Origin of the sequence: Terrabacter sp. RAF57 (assembly GCF_052113925.1) — a bacterium.
Lineage (GTDB): Bacteria > Actinomycetota > Actinomycetes > Actinomycetales > Dermatophilaceae > Terrabacter.
Genome location: NZ_JBFRDT010000002.1, coordinates 575,331 through 593,778, shown reverse-complemented (window position 1 = coordinate 593,778; position 18,448 = coordinate 575,331). Strand labels below are relative to the sequence as shown.

Annotated in this window: 17 protein-coding genes; 11 read left to right on the top strand and 6 right to left on the bottom strand. The window is 72.6% G+C overall.

Annotated elements, in window-relative coordinates:
* A complete protein-coding gene (locus tag AB4Y83_RS04650) occupies positions 1-561 on the bottom strand; it encodes a TetR/AcrR family transcriptional regulator (protein ID WP_056771379.1) in 561 nt (186 codons plus the stop codon).
* A gap of 211 nt (positions 562-772) precedes the next feature.
* On the opposite strand from AB4Y83_RS04650, the gene AB4Y83_RS04645 reads away from it, so the two are divergent.
* Entirely contained in the window at positions 773-2,980 is a 2,208-nt protein-coding gene (locus tag AB4Y83_RS04645) for an MMPL family transporter (RefSeq protein WP_442296145.1), read from the top strand.
* A 52-nt stretch (positions 2,981-3,032) separates the two neighbouring features.
* On the opposite strand, the gene AB4Y83_RS04640 is transcribed toward AB4Y83_RS04645, so the two are convergent.
* The 3 genes from AB4Y83_RS04640 to AB4Y83_RS04630 all read right to left on the bottom strand — a co-directional run bounded on the left by AB4Y83_RS04640 (position 3,033) and on the right by AB4Y83_RS04630 (position 4,378).
* Positions 3,033-3,374: a DUF202 domain-containing protein gene (locus AB4Y83_RS04640; protein ID WP_442296144.1), complete on the bottom strand. Its 342-nt coding sequence runs from the start codon at positions 3,372-3,374 to the stop codon at positions 3,033-3,035.
* A complete protein-coding gene (locus AB4Y83_RS04635) occupies positions 3,371-3,736 on the bottom strand; it encodes a YidH family protein (RefSeq protein ID WP_056771370.1) in 366 nt (121 codons plus the stop codon). The genes AB4Y83_RS04640 and AB4Y83_RS04635 overlap by 4 nt, the downstream gene beginning before the upstream one ends.
* Positions 3,737-3,883: 147 nt before the next feature.
* On the bottom strand, positions 3,884-4,378 hold the full coding sequence (locus AB4Y83_RS04630) for an SRPBCC family protein (RefSeq protein WP_442296143.1): 495 nt from the start codon (positions 4,376-4,378) through the stop codon (positions 3,884-3,886).
* A gap of 114 nt (positions 4,379-4,492) precedes the next feature.
* Here AB4Y83_RS04630 and AB4Y83_RS04625 point away from each other — a divergent pair, with 114 nt between their 5' ends.
* The 3 genes from AB4Y83_RS04625 to AB4Y83_RS04615 all read left to right on the top strand — a co-directional run bounded on the left by AB4Y83_RS04625 (position 4,493) and on the right by AB4Y83_RS04615 (position 6,936).
* Positions 4,493-4,981, top strand: coding sequence for a winged helix-turn-helix transcriptional regulator (locus AB4Y83_RS04625; RefSeq protein ID WP_442275291.1), 489 nt, complete (start codon positions 4,493-4,495; stop codon positions 4,979-4,981).
* A gap of 235 nt (positions 4,982-5,216) precedes the next feature.
* Positions 5,217-6,026, top strand: a complete 810-nt coding sequence (locus AB4Y83_RS04620; RefSeq protein ID WP_442296142.1) for an SDR family NAD(P)-dependent oxidoreductase — start codon at positions 5,217-5,219, stop codon at positions 6,024-6,026.
* A 70-nt stretch (positions 6,027-6,096) separates the two neighbouring features.
* Positions 6,097-6,936 (top strand): aldo/keto reductase, encoded by an 840-nt coding sequence (locus AB4Y83_RS04615; RefSeq protein WP_442275289.1) that lies wholly within the window; start codon positions 6,097-6,099, stop codon positions 6,934-6,936.
* Between the two features lie 16 nt (positions 6,937-6,952).
* Here the strand turns inward: AB4Y83_RS04615 and AB4Y83_RS04610 are convergent, their stop codons facing one another.
* The gene (locus AB4Y83_RS04610; RefSeq protein ID WP_442275288.1) at positions 6,953-7,297 is read right to left on the bottom strand and encodes an ArsR/SmtB family transcription factor; all 345 of its coding nucleotides are present in this window, start codon (positions 7,295-7,297) and stop codon (positions 6,953-6,955) included.
* A gap of 130 nt (positions 7,298-7,427) precedes the next feature.
* On the opposite strand from AB4Y83_RS04610, the gene arsB reads away from it, so the two are divergent.
* The 4 genes from arsB (at position 7,428) to AB4Y83_RS04590 (ending at position 11,511) form a co-directional block, all read left to right on the top strand.
* Positions 7,428-8,570 (top strand): ACR3 family arsenite efflux transporter, encoded by a 1,143-nt coding sequence (gene arsB / locus AB4Y83_RS04605; protein WP_442296141.1) that lies wholly within the window; start codon positions 7,428-7,430, stop codon positions 8,568-8,570.
* A gap of 30 nt (positions 8,571-8,600) precedes the next feature.
* The gene (arsA, locus tag AB4Y83_RS04600) at positions 8,601-10,403 is read left to right on the top strand and encodes an arsenical pump-driving ATPase (RefSeq protein ID WP_442296197.1); all 1,803 of its coding nucleotides are present in this window, start codon (positions 8,601-8,603) and stop codon (positions 10,401-10,403) included.
* Between the two features lie 75 nt (positions 10,404-10,478).
* Positions 10,479-10,895, top strand: coding sequence for an arsenate reductase ArsC (locus AB4Y83_RS04595; RefSeq protein WP_442296140.1), 417 nt, complete (start codon positions 10,479-10,481; stop codon positions 10,893-10,895).
* An 82-nt stretch (positions 10,896-10,977) separates the two neighbouring features.
* On the top strand, positions 10,978-11,511 hold the full coding sequence (locus tag AB4Y83_RS04590) for a DinB family protein (RefSeq protein WP_442296139.1): 534 nt from the start codon (positions 10,978-10,980) through the stop codon (positions 11,509-11,511).
* A 46-nt stretch (positions 11,512-11,557) separates the two neighbouring features.
* On the opposite strand, the gene AB4Y83_RS04585 is transcribed toward AB4Y83_RS04590, so the two are convergent.
* Positions 11,558-11,911: an ArsR/SmtB family transcription factor gene (locus AB4Y83_RS04585; RefSeq protein ID WP_442275284.1), complete on the bottom strand. Its 354-nt coding sequence runs from the start codon at positions 11,909-11,911 to the stop codon at positions 11,558-11,560.
* A gap of 122 nt (positions 11,912-12,033) precedes the next feature.
* Between AB4Y83_RS04585 and AB4Y83_RS04580 the strand changes: the two genes are divergently transcribed.
* The 3 genes from AB4Y83_RS04580 to AB4Y83_RS04570 all read left to right on the top strand — a co-directional run bounded on the left by AB4Y83_RS04580 (position 12,034) and on the right by AB4Y83_RS04570 (position 18,356).
* Complete coding sequence (locus AB4Y83_RS04580; protein ID WP_442296138.1) at positions 12,034-13,473, top strand: FAD-dependent oxidoreductase; 1,440 nt, start codon at positions 12,034-12,036, stop codon at positions 13,471-13,473.
* Positions 13,467-14,780, top strand: coding sequence for an MFS transporter (locus tag AB4Y83_RS04575; protein WP_442296137.1), 1,314 nt, complete (start codon positions 13,467-13,469; stop codon positions 14,778-14,780). Before AB4Y83_RS04580 ends, AB4Y83_RS04575 begins: the two co-directional genes overlap by 7 nt.
* Positions 14,781-15,290: 510 nt before the next feature.
* Positions 15,291-18,356, top strand: a complete 3,066-nt coding sequence (locus tag AB4Y83_RS04570; RefSeq protein ID WP_442296136.1) for a LuxR C-terminal-related transcriptional regulator — start codon at positions 15,291-15,293, stop codon at positions 18,354-18,356.
* Positions 18,357-18,448 lie beyond the last annotated feature (92 nt).

Genomic DNA, 18,448 nt, shown 5'->3' with positions numbered 1-18,448 from the left:
TCAGTCGTGGGGGAGCATCGCCGGCCCGAGTCGGAGCAGCTCGGCGCGCAGCGTCTCGTCGTCGACGTCGGCGAGCATCGGGTCGATCCCGGCCTGGGCGACGCCGGCCCCGACGACGGAGACGGCGATCCGCCGGCGCAGGTCGGGCGAGGGCCCGAGCAGCAGGGAGGTCAGCCGTCCGATGAGCGAGTTGAGGTCGTCGTGGCCGGCCATGATGCGCTCGACCTCGGGGTCGCGCATCAGTGCGGCGACGACCTGGCGGTGGCCGATCATGAGGTCGACGAGCCCCCGCAGCGCTGCGGTCGCGGCCGCGTCGGGGGTCGCCTCCGCCTCTGCGGCCGAGACGAAGGCCGTCATGTCGACGAGCGCCTCCTCGAGGACGGCCAGGACGATGTCCTCCTTGGCGTGGAACTGGTAGTAGACGGCCGCCTTGGTGACCCCGAGGTGGTCGGCGATCATCTGCAACGACGTCCCCGTCACGCCGTGCTCGGCGAAGAGCTCGACGGCAGCCTCGATGACGCGCCGGCGGCCGTGGCCCCGCGGGGCCTGGGGTCGCGCCATGGTCGCCTCCTCGTCGGTCGTCCACGCGGGTGTAGGCCGTCGGCTGCGAGGTCGCGGTCGGCGTCCCGTCGACGGGCGTGGCGTGGTGGGCGTCACCCTAGCGGAGCTAGCCGATCGGCTTGTCATCGAGTTAGCCGAACGGTTAACTTGAGGAACGCTGGTCAGTGACGCCCGGCACCGAAGCACCTCGAGACCCCTTGGAGTCACCCCGATGGCCACCCTGCTCTACCGGATCGGACGCTTCGCGTTCGGTCGTCGCGGCGTCGTCACGTCCGCCTGGTTCGTCCTGCTCGCCGTGCTCGCCGGTGTGCTGCTGACCCTCGGCAGCGCCCCGACCTCGAGCGTCACGATCCCCGGCACGGAGTCCCAGCGGGCGCTCGAGGCGCTGGCCAAGGAGTTCCCGCAGGCGAGCGGGGCCTCGGGCACCGTCGTCGTCCGGGCACCCGATGGCCAGACCGTCCTCGCCCCGGGCGGCAAAGCGGTCGTCGACGACGTCGTCGCGAGGGCCGGAAAGGTCCCGGGATTCGTCGGTGCCCTGAGCCCCTTCGACACCAAGGCGCTCAGCCCGGACGGCCGCTACGGCCTCGTCACGGTCCAGTTCGACCGGACGGCCGACGAGCTGACCGCCGAACAGCGCTCTGCCTATGAGGCGCTCGGCGACGGCGCCCCGAGCGGCTGGGCCGTGGCCGCCGGCGGGGAGCCCTTGCTCGCGACGCCCGAGATCGGCTCGACCGAGGGCATCGGTGTCCTCGTCGCGCTCGTCGTGCTCGTCATCACCTTCGGCTCGCTCGTCGCGGCGGGCATGACGATGGTCAACGCGCTCATCGGGGTGGGCGTCGGCATGATCGGGCTGCTCATCGTCGGACATGCCGTCGAGCTCTCGAGCGTGACCCCGGTGCTCGCCCTCATGCTCGGTCTCGCGGTCGGCATCGACTACTCGCTCTTCATCACCTCGCGCTACCGGCACAACCTCGCCCTCGGCCTCGAGCACCAGGAGGCGGCAGCGCGTGCCGTCGGCACCGCCGGCACCGCCGTCGTCTTCGCCGGCCTGACCGTCATCATCGCCCTCGCGGGCCTGTCGGTCGTTGGCATCCCGTTCCTCACCGCGATGGGCCTCGCCGCGGCCGGGACCGTGCTCGTCGCCGTCCTCGTGGCCGTGACGCTGCTGCCCGCGCTGCTCGGCTTCGCGGGCGACCGGGTGCTCTCGCGCCGGCAGCGCCGGGCCGACGCCGCCGGCACGGACCTCGACGAGAGGGCCGGCAACCGCGGCTTCGCCTGGGGACGCTTCACGGTCCGTCACCGTGTGCCGGTGCTCGTCGCGGGCGTCGTGCTCCTCGGCGCGATCGCCCTCCCGGCCGCCAGCATGCGCCTCGCCCTGCCCGACGACGGCACCGCCCCCGTCACGAGCAGCAAGCGCGTGGCGTACGACCTCATCTCCGAGGGCTTCGGCGAGGGCTTCAACGGTCGGCTCGTCATGGTCGTCCACGGCGACACCCCGCAGCAGGCCCAGCAGGCCACGGCCGGTGCGGCCAAGGCGGCGACCGGCCTGTCCGACGTGCTCGCCGTGGCACCCGGGCAGACGAGTGCCGACGGGCGCACGACGATCCTCGCCGTCATCCCGAAGTCCGGCCCCACGGCTGAGGCGACCTTCGACCTCGTCCGCGACCTGCGCTCGGCTCTCGCCGTGACGGCCGGCGCGACCGGAGCCGAGATCTCGGTCACCGGTGTCACGGCGGTCGGCGTCGACGTGTCCGACAAGCTTTCCGCGGCCCTACCCGTCTACCTGCTCGTCGTCGTCGGCCTCGGCTTTGTCCTGCTCATGCTGATGTTCCGGTCGCTGCTCGTGCCGCTCAAGGCGACCCTCGGCTTCCTCCTGACGATCGGCGCCGCGTTCGGGGCGACCGTCGCGATCTTCCAGTGGGGCTGGCTGTCCTCGCTCGTGGGGCTCGACACCGCGGGGCCGCTCGTCAGCTTCCTGCCGATCCTGCTCATCGGCATCCTCTTCGGCCTCGCCATGGACTACGAGGTCTTCCTCGTCTCGCGCATGCGCGAGGACTTCGTGCACGGCGAGACCGCGCGCGAGGCGGTCGTCGCGGGCGTGGGCCACGGTGCGCGGGTCGTCGTCGCCGCGGCGCTCATCATGATGTCGGTCTTCGCCGGCTTCGTCCTCGTCGATGACCCGATCATCAAGTCGATGGGCTTCGCCCTGGCCTTCGGTGTCGCGGTCGACGCCTTCGTCGTGCGCCTGTCGCTCGTGCCGGCGGTCATGTCGTTCCTCGGTGAGAAGGCGTGGTGGCTGCCGCGGTGGCTCGACCGGGCGATGCCAGACGTCGACATCGAGGGCGAGAAGCTCCGTCCCGCAGGCGGATCCGGTGGCCATGAGGATGCCGAGCGACCGGCGGTCCAGACCGCTCCCTGACGTCGCCGACCCCGTATGCCGCGTGTCGGAGGGGACACGGCATACGGGGTCGTCAGCGGCTCGCGATGACGACGACGAGGACGAGGGCCGCGACCGCGAGGACCCCGGCGACCACGGCCGTCCTCGCCAGGGTCGCCGCGGCGACCGCGCGACCGTCCGGGTCGTCGTTGGTGCGCACGAGGCGGCTGCCGTCGCGGTAGCGGCGTCGTGCCGTCAGCGCCAGGTCGAGGCTCCACACCAGGCCGAGGATCGCGACGGCATACCCGAGCGGGCCGAGCTGTGGTGGGAGCACGCGCAGCGCGACGAGCGAGCCGACGGCCACCGAGAGCGCCGTGCGACGCCACGCGAGCGAGGTGCGCTCGGCCTGCAGCCCGGGGTCGGCCGGGGAGGTCACAGCAGCAGGCCCACGACGACGGCGAGCGCGACGAGCCCGAGCAGCAGGGCGATGGGCAGCTTGAGGCCCGACGAGGGCAGTGGGGCGAGTCGGCGCATGGCGCGTTCGGTGCGCACCCACGAGAGCCACGCCTGCGCCGTGGCGGCGATCCCGGCGAGGACGAGCAGGAGCGAGATGGTCACCCGCAGCCACTCGGTGAGCGGCACCTGCAGGGCCTCGACGGCGAGCCCGGCCGCGACGAAGGCCAGTCCGGTCCGGATCCAGGCGAGGAAGGTGCGCTCGTTGGCGAGGCTGAAGCGGGGATCGGGGTCCTCGCCGTGCTCGAAGACGGATCGTGGGAAGCGTCCGCGGTCCTGCGGCATGGGTGGGTCGCCCTCCTCGTCGTCGACAACCCCGCTGGGTAGCCGGGGTCGCTCCCGATCATCCTCCAGGGGCGAGCGGCCCGCCTCCGCCGGCACGCCCCAGCCCGCTCCCGGTGGGGGAGCGGACCGGCGTGTCGTGGGTGGGTTTCAGCGAGGAAGGGGGACCGTGCCGGCGAGCGCGGCCTCGAGCTCGGCCTGCCCCTCGAACGAGTTCGGCCGTCCGGCCCCGGACTCGATGAGCGAGCGCAGGCTGCCGAGGACGTACTGGCCCCAGGCCGTGTGACACACCTCGTAGCACTCCTGCTCGGTCGAGAGCCCGACGTGCGTGAAGCGGACGAGGGTCCGGCCCTCGACCTCGGAGAGGTCGAAGGTGACCGTCGTGCCGGCCCACTCCTCGGGGTCCTCGGTGAACGAGAGCCACGCGTCGAGCACGAGCCAGCTGACCCTGCGGGCCGGCTCGAGCTCGGTGATCCGGAAGGTCGACCGGTGGATGTCGGGCACGGAGTAGGAGAACTCCGCCCCGAGCCGGTCGGTGGGCCCCTCGATCGTGCCCGACCACCAGGCGCGGACGTCGGTGATCGCAGCGAAGGCCTCCTCGGGACTCTGGTCGACGGTGAACGACAACGTGAGGTCGGTGCTCATGGTCCTGCTCCCATCCATCGGCGTCGTCATCGGGCGATGACGACCACTTGCATCATGCAAGTGACGATAGGACCAGACGCTTTCATGATGCAAGCACCTGGGTAGGATGGGTGCGTGCTCGGACGGACGTATGACCAGCAGGTGTGCTCCATCGCCCGCGCCCTCGAGGTGGTGGGTGAGCGCTGGAGCCTGCTCATCGTCCGCGACGCGCTGTTCGCCGGCGTGACCCGCTTCGGCGACTTCCAGCACAACCTCGGCATCGCCACCAACGTCCTGGGGGCGCGCCTCGAGGCGTTCGTCGAGGCCGGCATCATGGAGCGCCGTCGCTACTCCGAACGCCCCGAACAGTTCGAGTACGTCCTCACCGACAAGGGCCGGGACCTGGCGCCAGCCCTCGTCGCGCTGACGCGCTGGGGCGACCGCTGGGCCGCTCCCGACGGGCCACCGATCCTCTACCGCCACCGCACGTGCGGCGACGCGGTCGCCGAGGTCCTCGTGTGCGCGACGTGCGGTCCCGTCGACGCCGCCGAGATCACGGTGGCGCCGGGCCCCGGTATGCCGCCCGAGTACCTCGCCCAGCGCCGCCCGCGCCCGACCGACTGAGCGCCGCGGTCGGCTGCTCCTCGTCGGCGCCGTGCTCGCGGCGCTCGAGTTCGGGTGTCGACGCCCGGCTTCACGGCGTCCCGCCCCAGCCATTCGGGGTGGTGGGCGCGGGTGCGTCACAGTTGCCCGCCGAGAGGCGGGGCGTGGAGGAGGATCGAAGGGGACCGGACCGAGGCGCCGCCGGCGGTCGGCCGGGTGAGTGGGCCACCGGCGCGTGGCCGGAGGGGTGAGGGTCATGCAGGTCGAGGGAAGGGTCTTCGTCGTGACCGGAGGTGGCAACGGCGTCGGTCGCGAGGTCGTGCTGGGTCTGCTCGCTCGCGGGGCGCGCGTCGCGGCCGTCGACCTGCGCGCCGACGGGCTCGCCGAGACCGTGGAAGCGGCCCGGGGTGGTGACCGGCTGAGCACCCACGTCGTCGACGTGACCGACCGTGCCGCCGTCGAGGCGCTCGCGGTCGCAGTCATCGACGAGTACGACCGGGTCGACGGGCTGATCAACGTCGCGGGCGTCATCCCGCCTTTCCTGCCCTTCTCCGAGCTCGACCTCGCCACGATGGAGGAGGTCATGGCGGTCAACTTCTGGGGCGTCGTCCACACCGTCAAGGCGTTCCTCCCGCACCTCGTGACCCGTCCGCAGGCATGCGTCGTCAACGTCTCGAGCATGGGCGCCTTCGCACCGGTGCCGGGCCAGGCGGTCTACGGCGCGAGCAAGGCCGCCGTCATGCTCCTCACCGAAGGGCTCTGGGCCGAGCAGCGCGGCACGTCGGTGGCGGTGACGTGCGTCTTCCCGGGTGGGGTCGCCTCCGACATCGGCGGGCACAGCGCAGTGCCGATGCCGGACGTCGCCTCCGCGGACGAGGACACCCCGACGTCGATGACGTCACCGGCCGAGGTGGCCCGCCGGATCATCGTCGGCGGGGTCGAGGAGGGGCGCTTCCGCGTCGTCATCGGCAGGGACGCGCGGATGCTCGACCGGCTGACCCGACTCGCACCCCGGCGCGCCACGGAGCTCGCCGCCAGGAGGACGGCGTCCCTGCTCGACCGCTGACTCCCGACGGATCTCTCCCACCGGTCGGCCGACCCTCGCCCCGGGGTCGCCGAGTGCCTAGGTTGGACCCATGACCCAGGTTCCGACACGCACCCTCGGCGACGGCACGACCCTCCCCGCCACCGGCTTCGGCACGTACCCGCTCACGGGCGAGGACGGCATACGCGCCATCGTGTCGGCGCTCGAGGCCGGCTACCGTCTGCTCGACACGGCGGTCAACTACGGCAACGAGGCGGAGGTCGGCGAGGCCATCCGCCGGTCGGGGGTGCCCCGCGACGAGATCGTCGTCCAGACGAAGGTGCCGGGGCGCGACCACGCGTACGACCGTGCCATCGCCTCCGTCGAGGGGTCGCTCGAGCGCCTCGGCCTCGAGCAGGTGGACGTCGCCGTCATCCACTGGCCCAACCCGAGCGTCGGGCTCTACGGCGACGCGTACCGCGCTCTCCTCGAGTGCCGCGAGCGAGGCCTCGTGCGGTCCGTCGGTGTCAGCAACTTCACCGAGCAGCATCTCGCCGACGTCATCGAGGCGACGGGTGTCACGCCGGTGCTCAACCAGGTCGAGCTGCACCCGCTCTTCCCGCAGGAGCGTCTGCGAGCGGTCCACGAGCGGCTCGGGATCGTCACCGAGGCGTGGAGCCCGCTCGGCAAGCGGAACGCCCCCTTCGGCGCCGACCCGGTGGCTGCTGCCGCGGAGGCGCACGGCGTCACTCCGGCCCAGGCGATCCTGCGCTGGCACGTGCAGCTCGGCGTCGTGCCGCTGCCGAAGTCGTCGGACGCCCAGCGGCAGCGCGCCAACCTCGACGTCTTCGGCTTCGAGCTGTCCCAGGCCGAGGTCACCGCGATCTCGGCACTCGCGCGCGCGGACGGGCGCCTCTTCGGGGGCGACCCGGACACGCACGAGGAGATGTGACGCTCGACCCGTCGCGCTAGGCCAGGAAGCCGCGCACGGCAGCGAGCTGCTCGACGTCGAGCCGGAACCATGCCCAGCTGCCCCGGCGCTCGCGGGTGAGGATGCCCGCGTCGACGAGGGTCTTGAGGTGGTGGCTGACGGTCGGCTGGGAGACCTGCACGGCCTCGGTCATGTCGCACACGCAGGCCTCGCGGCCGGGGGCGGCGCTGATGATGCTGAGCAGCTGGAGGCGCACGGGGTCGGCGAGGGCCTTGAGCAGCGCGGCCCGGCGGTCGGCCTCCGCGCGGTCGAGGACGTCGACGGGGGAGGTGCCACAGGCGGAGACCTCCTGGGGGGTCGTGCTCAGCGTGGTCACGCTCACGGGTTCACCTTCCGTTCACCGACATCGACGATGGTCCATATTGACACATGCCGATGCGGCTGCCAACGTTGACGGATCGACCGTGGTCGATGCAGGCCAGCGACCACGACCCAGCGTTCGAAGGACACCGGTGACCGACCCGACCAGCCACTCTGCACGCCGGGCATCCTCCGCCCACGATCCGGTCGCCGCACGGCTCTCGACCCTCGACCGGTTCCTGCCGGTGTGGATCGGGCTCGCCATGCTGACCGGCCTGCTGCTCGGGCGTCTCGTGACCGGGCTCGGCGACGGCCTGGCGCGCGTGGAGGTCGACGGCGTCTCGCTGCCCATCGCCCTCGGTCTGCTCGTGATGATGTATCCCGTCCTCGCCAAGGTCCGCTACGACCGGCTCGACTCGGTGACCGGCGACACGCGCCTCCTGCTCAGCTCGCTGCTGCTCAACTGGGTCCTCGGGCCGGCCCTGATGTTCGCCCTGGCGTGGATCTTCCTGCCCGACCTGCCCGCCTACCGCACCGGCCTGATCGTCGTCGGGCTCGCTCGTTGCATCGCCATGGTCATCATCTGGAACGACCTCGCGTGCGGGGACCGGGAGGCGGCCGCGGTGCTCGTGGCGATCAACTCCGTCTTCCAGGTCGTCGCCTTCGCCGGGCTCGGGTGGTTCTACCTCTCCGTCCTGCCCGGGTGGCTCGGCCTCGAGCAGACCGGCATCGACGCGTCGACGTGGGACATCGCCCGGTCCGTGCTCATCTTCCTCGGCATCCCGCTGCTGGCCGGTTTCCTGTCCCGCCGCATCGGAGAGAAGCGTCGCGGGCGGGACTGGTACGAGACGAAGTTCATCCCGAGGGTCGCTCCCTGGGCGCTGTACGGCCTGCTCTTCACGATCGTCATCCTCTTCGCGCTCCAGGGCGAGGCCATCACCTCGCGGCCGCTCGACGTCGTGCGCATCGCGCTCCCGCTGCTCGTCTACTTCGCCCTCATGTGGGGCGGCGGGTTCGGGCTCGGAGCGGGTCTCGGACTCGGCTACGAGCGCACGGCGACCCTCGCCTTCACGGCGGCGGGCAACAACTTCGAGCTCGCGATCGCGGTGGCCATCGCCACCTTCGGCGCGGCCTCCGGACAGGCTCTCGCCGGCGTCGTCGGTCCCCTCATCGAGGTGCCGGCCCTCGTCGCGCTCGTCTACGTGAGTCTGGCGCTGCGCAAGCGGTTCACTGCTCGATCCGGTGGTCCCGGCGTGCCCCTCGAGTCGCAGGCCGCCGGGTCCCGCCGTGCCTGACCTCGGGGTCCAGGAGCCGGCACCGTGCTGATGCAGCGCGTGCCGTTTCTCGACGACCTGCCGCGGTTCCTCTTCTTCACCGGCAAGGGCGGCGTCGGCAAGACCTCGCTGGCCTGCGCGACCGCGGTACGCCTCGCGGGGCAGGGCCGGCGGATCCTGCTGACGAGCACCGACCCCGCCTCGAACGTCGGGCAGGTCTTCGGGGTCAGCGTCGGCAACACCATCACGCCGGTGCCGACCGTCCCCGGCCTCGATGCCCTCGAGATCGACCCGCAGCAGGCGGCTGACGCCTACCGTGCCACGATCATCGACCCGGTCCGCGACCTCCTGCCGGCGGCGGAGGTCTCCGCGATGACGGAGCAGCTGTCCGGGGCGTGCACGACCGAGATCGCCTCCTTCAACGAGTTCACGTCGCTGCTGGCCGACGGGACCGCGACGGCGGCCTACGACCACGTCCTGTTCGACACCGCGCCGACGGGCCACACCGTCCGCCTGCTCCAGCTGCCGGGGGAGTGGACCACCTACCTCTCCGACGGCAAGGGCGACGTGTCGTGCCTCGGGCCGGTGGCGGGCCTTGACCGGCTGCGCCACGACTACGCGGGCGCCCTGGCCGCGCTGACGGACCCGACGCGTACCCGACTCGTCCTCGTCACCCGACCGCAAGGGTCCTCGCTCCGTGAGGCCGCGAGGACGTACGGCGAGCTGCGCGAGCCGGGCATGACGAACGCCCACCTCGTCGTCAACGGCGTCCTGCCGGCGTATGCCGTCACGAGCACGCCCGGGGACGAGCTGGCCCACGCGGTCGGCGCGCGTGAGGACGCCGCCCTCGACGCCGTCCCCGGGGTCCTGGCCGCCCTACCCCGGACCACCCTGCCGCTGCTGGCCGTCAACACCGTCGGCGTGCCCGCCCTCCGGGCGCTGCTCGGTCCGGAGGTCCCGTCGCTACCGGAACCTGCCGCCGAGATCGCCACGCTCCCGGACGGATTCACGGATCTGGGTGGTCTCGTCGACGAGCTGGAGGCCGGCGGGCACGGACTCGTCATGTGCATGGGCAAGGGCGGGGTCGGCAAGACCACGGTCGCTGCGGCCATCGCGCTCGAGCTCGCCTCCCGAGGCCACGAGACGCTGCTCACGACCACCGACCCGGCGGCACACCTCAACGAGACCCTGCAGGCCGAGGCCCCGCACCTCACCGTCGAGCGCATCGACCCCCAGGTGGCGATCACGGGGTACCGCGAGCGGGTCATGGCCGGCAAGGGCAAGGCTCTGGACGACGCCGGCCGGGCCGTCCTCGCCGAGGACCTCAAGTCGCCGTGCACCGACGAGGTCGCCGTCTTCCAGCAGTTCTCCCACGTCGTCTTCCGGGCCCGGAAGCAGTTCGTCGTCCTCGACACGGCGCCGACCGGGCACACCCTGCTCCTGCTCGACGCGACCGGTTCGTACCACCGTGAGATCACCCGTCAGATGAGCGAGGGTGCACACTTCGTGACCCCGCTCATGCGGCTGCAGGACCCGGCGCAGACCAGGGTCGTCATCGTCACCCTTCCCGAGACGACCCCCGTCCTCGAGGCCGAGGAGCTGCAGGGCGACCTCGCCCGGGCCGGCATCACGCCGTGGGCGTGGGTCGTCAACGGCAGCCTGACCGCAGCAGCGCCGAGCTCGCCGTTCCTGCGGGCCCGCGCCCACGCCGAGGCGGAGCCGCTGACCCGCGTGAAGGGGCTCTGCCGTCGCGTGGCCGTCCTGCCGCTGCTGGCCCGCGAACCCGTCGGCGCCGCAGCGCTGTCCGAGCTCACCCGTGCCTTCACGGAAGACACGTCGGTCGATGCGTACTGACACTCGGGCCGCGTCACCCGGCTGCTGCACGACCTCGGAAGCCGACCCTCCTCAACCATCGACCCAGGAGCACCCATGACCGACAAGCCCTCCGTCCTCTTCGTCTGCATCCACAACGCCGGCCGCTCCCAGATGGCCGCCGCCTACCTCGCCCACCTCTCCGGCGGTGCCGTCGAGGTGCGCTCCGCCGGATCTGCGCCCGCCGACGAGGTCAACCCCTCCGCCGTCGCGGCCATGGCGGAGGAGGGCATCGACATCACCGCCGAGACCCCCAAGATCCTCACGACCGAGGCGGTCAAGGAGTCCGACGTCGTCGTCACCATGGGGTGCGGCGACACGTGCCCGATCTTCCCCGGCAAGCGCTACGAGGACTGGGAGCTCGCCGACCCGGCGGGCAAGGGCGTCGAGGCGGTGCGCCCGATCCGCGACGAGATCAGGCAGCGCATCCTCGGCCTGCTGGAGTCGCTCGACGTCACCGCCGTCAACGCCTGACGCCGCTCGCATCCACTGATCGGTGCGCCGCGCATCGGGAGGGATTCGCCGCGCGGCGGCGATCGTCGCGGGACACTGGGGCATGGCCACCGTGGCGTCCGTCGATCGGCAACGCCTCCACGATGATCTGGAGAGAGTCCGCGCCGACCTTCACCAGATCGTCGCCGCCGCGGGCGCCCGGGAGCTCCGACGGCGCAGCAACGGAACCCGTTGGACCAACGGGCAGCTGTTGTGGCACATGGTCTTCGGGTTCCTCATCGTGTCCAGGCTGCTCCCGCTGGTCAGGCTTTTCGGCCGGCTGCCGGACGGCTTGAGCCGGGCCTTCGCAGCGGTGCTCGACGCGGGGACCCGACCGTTCCACTCCGTCAACTACCTCGGGTCTGTCGGTGGCGCGCTCGTCTTCCGCGGCCCACGGTTGACCCGCCGGCTCGACCACACCATCGCGCGACTGCACCGCCGGCTCGACGCCGAGTCAGCCGAAGCGCTCGGCAGGCGGATGCACTTCCCGCTCGGATGGGATCCCTTCTTCCGGGACACGATGACGCTGGCCGACGTGTACGCGTACGGCATGCAGCACTACGACTTCCACCGGAAGCAGCTCACGATCGACGGGTAGCGGTGCCCGTGCGCGACCGGAGGGTCATCGAGCGCCCCGGGTCGGATCAGGTGTTGACCGGTGAGAGCAGGTCCGACATGACCCTGAGCGCCGACGGGGCGAGGCGGTAGTAGACCCAGCTGCCCCGTCGCTCTGACTCGAGCAGGCCCGCCTCGCGCAGCTTCTTGAGGTGGTGCGACACCGTCGGCTGGGAGACGCCGACATCCTGGATGTCGCAGACGCAGGCCTCGCCGCCCTCGGCCGAGGCGACGTTGGAGAAGAGCCTCAGACGCACCGGGTCGCCCAGGGCCTTGAACATCGCAGCCACGCGCTCCGCATCCGACTCTCCGATCGGGGAACGGGTCAGCGGCGCGCAGCAGGCTGTCGCGGTGACGTCGAGGACGGGCAGCGGATTTGACATACGTCTATGTTGACATCTGTCTATGCCGGTTGCAAGATGGGCGATGTCGACATCGACAACCATCGAAACAGCGTGGGTCCCGCTCAGCTCGGGACGTCATCTACCGAACCGGAGGCCGTCCCGTGACCAGCACCGCGCACGCACCCACCGACACCGCCGGCGCCTCGTCCCCGGTCGGCGCGACGGTCGCCGTCATCGGCGCCGGCCCGATCGGTCTGGCCGCCGCAGCGCACCTTCTCGAGCGAGCGCTCGAGCCGGTCGTGTTCGAGCGCGGAGACCGCGCGGGCGCCTCGGTGGCGTCATGGGGTCACGTGCGGCTCTTCTCCCGCTGGTCCGAGCTCATCGACCCGGCCGCCCGGCGACTGCTGGCCGGCCGGGGCTGGGTCGAGCCCGACCCGAACCGCTGTCCGACCGGCGCCGAGTGGGCGCAGGAGTACCTCCAGCCGCTGGCCGAGGCCCTCGGTGACCGGATCCGCTACGAGACCACGGTGACCGGAGTCGCCCGGCAGGGTCGGGACCGGGTCGTCGACTCCGGTCGCGAGGACCAGCCGTTCACGGTCCACGTGCGTCACGAGGACGGGCGCACGGGCCGGGTCACAGCCGACGCCGTCGTCGACGCCTCCGGTACGTGGACGAGCCCCAACCCGCTCGGCAGCGACGGCTACCCGGCAGACGGAGAGCACGAGGCCGCCGTCGCAGCCCACGTCTCCTACCGCGTCCCCGACGTCAGCACCGCAGACGACGTGGCGCGTTTCGGGGGACGGCGCACGGCAGTCGTCGGGTCGGGCCACTCCGCCCTGACGGCCCTGGTCGCCCTGGCCACGCTCGCCGAGAAGGCGCCCGGGACGACGGCCGTCTGGGTCCTGCGCCGAGGGGCCGTCGGCAGCGCCTACGGCGGTGGGGACGCGGACCAGCTGCCGGCTCGAGGCGCCCTCGGCCTGCGCGCGCGCGACGCTGTCGCGACCGGGCACATCGAGGTCGTCACCGGCTTCCGGACGCAGGCCCTCGAGCACGTCGCCGGCGGTGCCTTGGCGCTGGTCAGCGAGGACGGGCGCCGCGTCGACGGCCTCGACGAGGTCGTCGGACTCACCGGGTTCCGTCCGGACCACTCGATCATGTCGGAGCTGCGCCTGCGCCTGGACGACCGGCTCGAGGCGCCACGCGGACTCGCGCCGCTCATCGACCCCAACGTCCACTCGTGCGGCACCGTCTACCCGCACGGTGCCGGCGAGCTGGCCCATGACGAGCAAGGGGTCTACGTCGTCGGGATGAAGGCGTACGGCCGTGCGCCGACGTTCCTGGCGCTCACCGGTTACGAGCAGGTCCGCTCCGTGGCGGCTGCGCTGGCCGGTGATCACGAGGCGGCCTCCCGGGTCGAGCTGGCGCTCCCGGAGACCGGGGTCTGTGGCGGGGCGGGGCTGTTCGACGAGCCGGCCGCCGCCACGGCAGGCGCCGACGGCGAGGAAGCCGTCGGCGGCTGCTGCGCCCCCGCTGTGCCGCAGCTCGTCCAGATCGGCGCCCCGTCGGGCAGCGGGGGAGCGTGCGGACCCACCGGATGCTGAAGCCTCTCGCCGGCCACGGCGTCGAGGTGAGCGCGGTGAGCGCGGTGAGCGCGGTGAGCGCGGTGAGCGCTGTGAGCGCGGTGTCGTCGGGGGCCCACGCCGACGACGCCGTCCACGTCGCCACGCCCTCGGGCCCTCCGCACCGTCCCCGCTGGGCGCTCCCGGCGCTGTGCGTCACCCAGGTCGTCGGCTGGGGCGTGCTCTACTACGCCTTCCCCGTCATGCTGCCCGCCCTCACTCGCGAGACCGGATGGCCCGCCACGACCACGACGGCAGCCTTCTCCGCCGCGCTCGTGGTCTCGGCCCTCGTCGGCCTACCGGTCGGACGCCTCATCGACGCAGCCGGACCCCGCCGGCTCATGACGGCAGGCTCCGTGCTCGGCGCGGCCGGGTTCGCCGCCATCGCCGTCGCCCCGAACCTGCCGGTGTTCACGGTCGGATGGATGCTGACCGGTGTCGCGATGGCAGCGACCTTCTACCAGCCTGCCTTCGCCGCCCTCACACGCTGGTACGGCCGTGACCGGGTCCGGGCCCTGACCATCCTCACCCTCGCGGGCGGCCTCGCCAGCACCGTGTTCGCCCCGATCACGGCAACACTCACGGACCACCTCGGGTGGCGTCACGCCACCCTCGTGCTTGCCGGTGTCGTCCTGGTCATCGCTGCACCGCTGCACGCCGTGGGTCTCCGGGGCCCGTGGCCGCCGCACCCTCCCGACCAGACGTCGGAGCCGATCGCCTTCGCGGCACCCAGTGCTCGCGCCATCACGACGAGCAGGCGCTTCCTCCAGCTGGCCGTCGCGCTGACCCTGTCCGGCTTCGCGATGTATGCCGTCGTGTTCGGGCTCATCCCGCTGCTCACCGAACGCGGCGCCTCCACGTCCCAGGCCGCATGGGCACTCGGTCTCGGAGGCCTCGGCCAGACCATGGGCCGCCTGCTCTACACGACTCTTGCGGCACGGACCAGCGCCCGGACGCGCACCGCAGTCCTCGTCCTCGCCGGGGGCGTGACGACCGCGCTCCTCGCATCCCTCGCCGGGCCGATCTGGCTCGTCACCGTCGTGGCGATGGGCGCCGGAATGGTCCGCGGCAACCTCACCCTCCTGCAGGCGACCGCCGTCACGGACCGCTGGGGCACCCACGCCTACGGACGTCTGACCGCGACCCTGGCCGCCCCCGTCACCATCGCCGGGGCGCTGGCTCCGTGGGTCGGAGCCGCCCTCGCCGGACCGCTCGGCGGGTATGCCGCCCTCTTCTCGTTGATGGCTGCGGTCTCAGCCGTCGCCGCGGGTGTCGCCGTGACGGCCTGACCGACGTCTCCACTGTGACGACGGCGCGTCAGTCGCGCGGCTCGTCGTCGTCGTCCCAGTGACACGCGCACGAGCAGGTGTGGTCCACCGTTCCGTTCGCCGGGCACCTCTTGTGCCAGCCGTTCTCGCACTCCGCACTCATGGACATCTGCTCACCCCTGTGAGGTCTCCACTCTGCACCGCCCGCGCCACCGAGGGCAGTCTGCTCCCGGTGGGTGCGTCCCGGCCGCACGGCCCGGCAGCCGGTGGTCAACCGGTGGACGCACCCACGAGCAAACGCCTGAATCCTGAACGACGGCTGTGGGCAGGGGTACGGTGAAGCCGGGCCGAGCGGCCGGTCACCGCGGTAGCCGGCGGTCGAGCGGTCGGCCCGAACGTGTCGCAGGCGTGACCCCTCACGAAAGTGCACCGTGATGACCCTCCCAGCACGTCCTCCCTCCCACCGACAGGCCACCGACCCCCCGGAGACCTCCGGGCGACCTCCAGCGTCCTCCGGCCAGGGCTGACGCCGTGCACTCGGGGACTGCGCGCACGACCGACGGCCACATCGACGGGCGCGGCTCCGCCGCCCTCCGCCGCGCGCCCAAGCACCGACCGCCCGGCCTCACGGTTCGCACGGTGCGACGTGCCACGATCCCGCCGCCGCTCCCGCTGGACTCGGCGACCGAGCGTGCCAGCGGCACGGTCGTGCTCGTCGCCGGCTCCGTCGGCACGGGCAAGACGACGTTGCTCGCCGACTGGTCGGGCGCGTTGGAGCAGCGCGGCGACCTCGTCGGCTGGGCCTCCCTCGACCGTGAGGACAACGACCCCCAGGTCATGGGCGAGACGCTGCTCGGCGCCCTCCGGGCGGCCGTCGCCGCCGACGTCCCTGCCGTCGACGCGGAGACCGTCCCGAGCCGGGTCGGGCACGCGTTCGTGTCCCGTCTCGTCCAGCTCGCGGGTGAGGCTCCGGCGGACACGTGGCTCGTCCTCGACGACCTGCACCTCGTCCGCGACCCGCGGTGCGTCGAGCTCGTCGAGCTGATCGTCCGCTGGGCCCCGGCGCACCTGCACGTCGTGGTCGGCACGCGTGCCGACCCGGGACTGCACCTGGCCCGCCTGCGGCTCGAGGAGCGGCTCCTCGAGGTGCGCGAGCACCAGCTGCGCTTCTCGGTCGACGACACCCGTGAGCTGCTGTCCCGGCACGACGTCGCCCTCGACGACGGCCAGGTGCGCCACCTGCAGGAGCTCACGGAGGGGTGGGCGGCCGGGGTGGCCCTGGCGGCCGTCTCACTGGCGCGCGGTCGCGACGCCGACGCCTTCCTCCGCGAGTTCGCACGGAGCCATCGCGCGATGTCGGGCTACCTCGTCGAGGAGGTGCTGGCGAGCCTCGACGAGGAGGTGCGTGACTTCCTCGTCTCGACCTCGGTCCTCGAGGACCTCACGCCCGACCTCGCCGCCGCCGTGACCGGGCGCGACGACGCGGGTGCGCTGCTCGAGGCGCTCTCGTCGGACAGCGCCATGGTCACCGCCGACCGGGTCGGGCCGCCGACCTATCGCTACCACGTGCTGCTGCGCAGCTACCTCGGCGCGATGCTCGAGTCCCGCAGCCTCCGAGGTGCCCGGGAGGTCCACGCCCGCGCCGCACGGTGGTATGCCGCCCACGACGTCCCGGGACAGGCGCTGCGTCACGCCGAGGCGGCGGGGGATCTCGACCTCATGAGCGACGTGATCCACCACCACGCGCTCCACCTGCTGCTCGACGGCCGGGCCGCCGACATCGATGCCGCCGTGCGCACGGTCCCGATCGGTGACCCCGTCATGACCGCGGTCGCAGCCCTCGCGAGCCTCGACCTGTCGGACCCGGAGGCCGCCCGGATCCAGCTCGTGTCCCTCGCGACGCAGCCCGACACATGGCTCGTGGGCGAGGCAGATGGTGCCCAGGCCGACGTCGAGCCGCCGCCCGACGGCACCGGGCTCGACGATCCCGGTGCGCTGCCCCTCGAGCGTCTGCTGGCGGTCGGCCTCCGCTGGCTCTCCTTCGTCGGTGACGACGTGGGCCGACGCTCGGTCGCTGACCCGGCCGCGCGCCTCGGCGCCCAGCCCAGCGGCGACGAGAGGGTCGCCGACGGGCTGGCCGCCGAGCTGTCCTCCACCTTCCGGACGTGGTCGGGCAGCCGGTCCGCACGCGCCCACGTCGTGCCTCCCCTCGACGATCCCGTCGCGAGCCCTCTTGTGGGAGAGGGGCTCTCGGAGCGAAGTCGGCAGATGGGTCGCCTGCCCCATGAGCATGCCCGGGCCGACCTCGACCTGCTCGACGAGCTGACGAGCGGTGGCGTCCTCTTCGGCGCCGGACGTCTCGACGACGCCCAGACGGCCTACGGTGCGGCCCTCGGGACCGCCCGCCGTGCCGGGCACCTGCTGTCCGCCCTTCAGGCCATGGTCGGGCTCGCGTCGGTCGCGGCCGGCAAGGAGGACCTCGTCGAGATGACGGCATGGTCCGAGCGCGTGCTCGCCGAGGCGCAAGGCACGCCGTGGGCTCGGTCGCCCCGGCTGCTGCCCGCCCATGTCTTCGCGGCGTGGGGCGCCCATCAGGTCCTCGACATCGCGACCGCGCGGGACCGCAACGTGACCGCCCTCGCGCTGATCGCCGAGGTCTCGTCGATGATGCCCGCGCCCGCGCCCGCGCCCGCGCCCGCGCCCGCGCCCGCGCTCGCGCCCGTGCCCGGGGACGGGGAGTCCGGCGACGACGCCTACACGACCGCGGCACGCGGCCTCGAGCAGCTGGGTCGGCTCGCGCGGATGCTCGAGGCCGACCTCGATCTCGAGGAGGCCGCGGACGAGCCCGGTGCCCGGCAGGACGTGGTCACCCGGGTCATGACGGGAGCCAGGGACGTGTCGCGACTGTCGATGACCCCGGACCTCGCCGTGGGCGAGCTGTCCCGGGCGCATCGGATCGTGCTGCTCGCAGGCTTCCCGAGACTCGCCCTCGAGGTCGAGCAGCTGAGTGCCGGGCTGCCCGGGTGCGAGGTCGAGGTCGCCGTCATGTCGGGGGTGCGCCACCTGTGGGACGGCGACGACGCCGCTGCCAGATCGGCGGTCGCGCCCCTGCTCGCGGTCGACCCGGCGATGCTGCCCCTGCGCGCGGCGGTCACGGCGCACCTCGTCAAGGCGGTGGTGGCCCACCGCAACGCCCAGGCGACCGTCGCGCACGAGGGACTCGTCGTCGCCCTCACCCGAGCCGCTCCCCAGCACGCGCTCCGGACCGTGCTCGAGGTCGCGCCGGAGGTCGCCGAGGTCCTCGCCGTCGGTGCGGGCCGGTTCGGCGAGCTCGAGCCGTTCGCGCTCGAGCTGCGCGAGCACTCCCGTCAGGCTGCGGACCTGCGGCCGGAGCCGCTGCTCGACATCGCCCTCAGCGCCCGCGAGCTGAGCCTGCTCCGCGAGCTGCCGTCGCTGCTCACCGTCGCCGAGATCGCCGACGCGCGGGCCGTGAGCCGCAACACCGTCAAGACGCAGATGCGCTCGCTCTTCCAGAAGCTCGGCGTCGGGTCGCGCCGTGACGCGGTGGCCGCAGCGCGCCGCCTCGGGCTCCTCTAGGTCGCCGGCAGGTCGAGGTCACCCGCCCGGGGTGACGCCACGACGCACCCGGAACGGCACGATCGGATCAAGAGCCTTCGGCATCCGGTCCG

Excerpts from the sequence above, each read along its gene's own strand:
- AB4Y83_RS04650 (WP_056771379.1), bottom strand. The coding sequence starts at position 561 with ATGGCGCGACCCCAGGCCCCGCGGGGCCACGGCCGCCGGCGCGTCATC.
- AB4Y83_RS04645 (WP_442296145.1), top strand. The coding sequence starts at position 773 with ATGGCCACCCTGCTCTACCGGATCGGACGCTTCGCGTTCGGTCGTCGC.
- AB4Y83_RS04635 (WP_056771370.1), bottom strand. The coding sequence starts at position 3,736 with ATGCCGCAGGACCGCGGACGCTTCCCACGATCCGTCTTCGAGCACGGC.
- AB4Y83_RS04630 (WP_442296143.1), bottom strand. The coding sequence starts at position 4,378 with ATGAGCACCGACCTCACGTTGTCGTTCACCGTCGACCAGAGTCCCGAG.
- AB4Y83_RS04620 (WP_442296142.1), top strand. The coding sequence starts at position 5,217 with ATGCAGGTCGAGGGAAGGGTCTTCGTCGTGACCGGAGGTGGCAACGGC.
- AB4Y83_RS04615 (WP_442275289.1), top strand. The coding sequence starts at position 6,097 with ATGACCCAGGTTCCGACACGCACCCTCGGCGACGGCACGACCCTCCCC.
- arsA (WP_442296197.1), top strand. The coding sequence starts at position 8,601 with ATGCAGCGCGTGCCGTTTCTCGACGACCTGCCGCGGTTCCTCTTCTTC.
- AB4Y83_RS04595 (WP_442296140.1), top strand. The coding sequence starts at position 10,479 with ATGACCGACAAGCCCTCCGTCCTCTTCGTCTGCATCCACAACGCCGGC.
- AB4Y83_RS04590 (WP_442296139.1), top strand. The coding sequence starts at position 10,978 with ATGGCCACCGTGGCGTCCGTCGATCGGCAACGCCTCCACGATGATCTG.
- AB4Y83_RS04585 (WP_442275284.1), bottom strand. The coding sequence starts at position 11,911 with ATGTCAAATCCGCTGCCCGTCCTCGACGTCACCGCGACAGCCTGCTGC.
- AB4Y83_RS04575 (WP_442296137.1), top strand. The coding sequence starts at position 13,467 with ATGCTGAAGCCTCTCGCCGGCCACGGCGTCGAGGTGAGCGCGGTGAGC.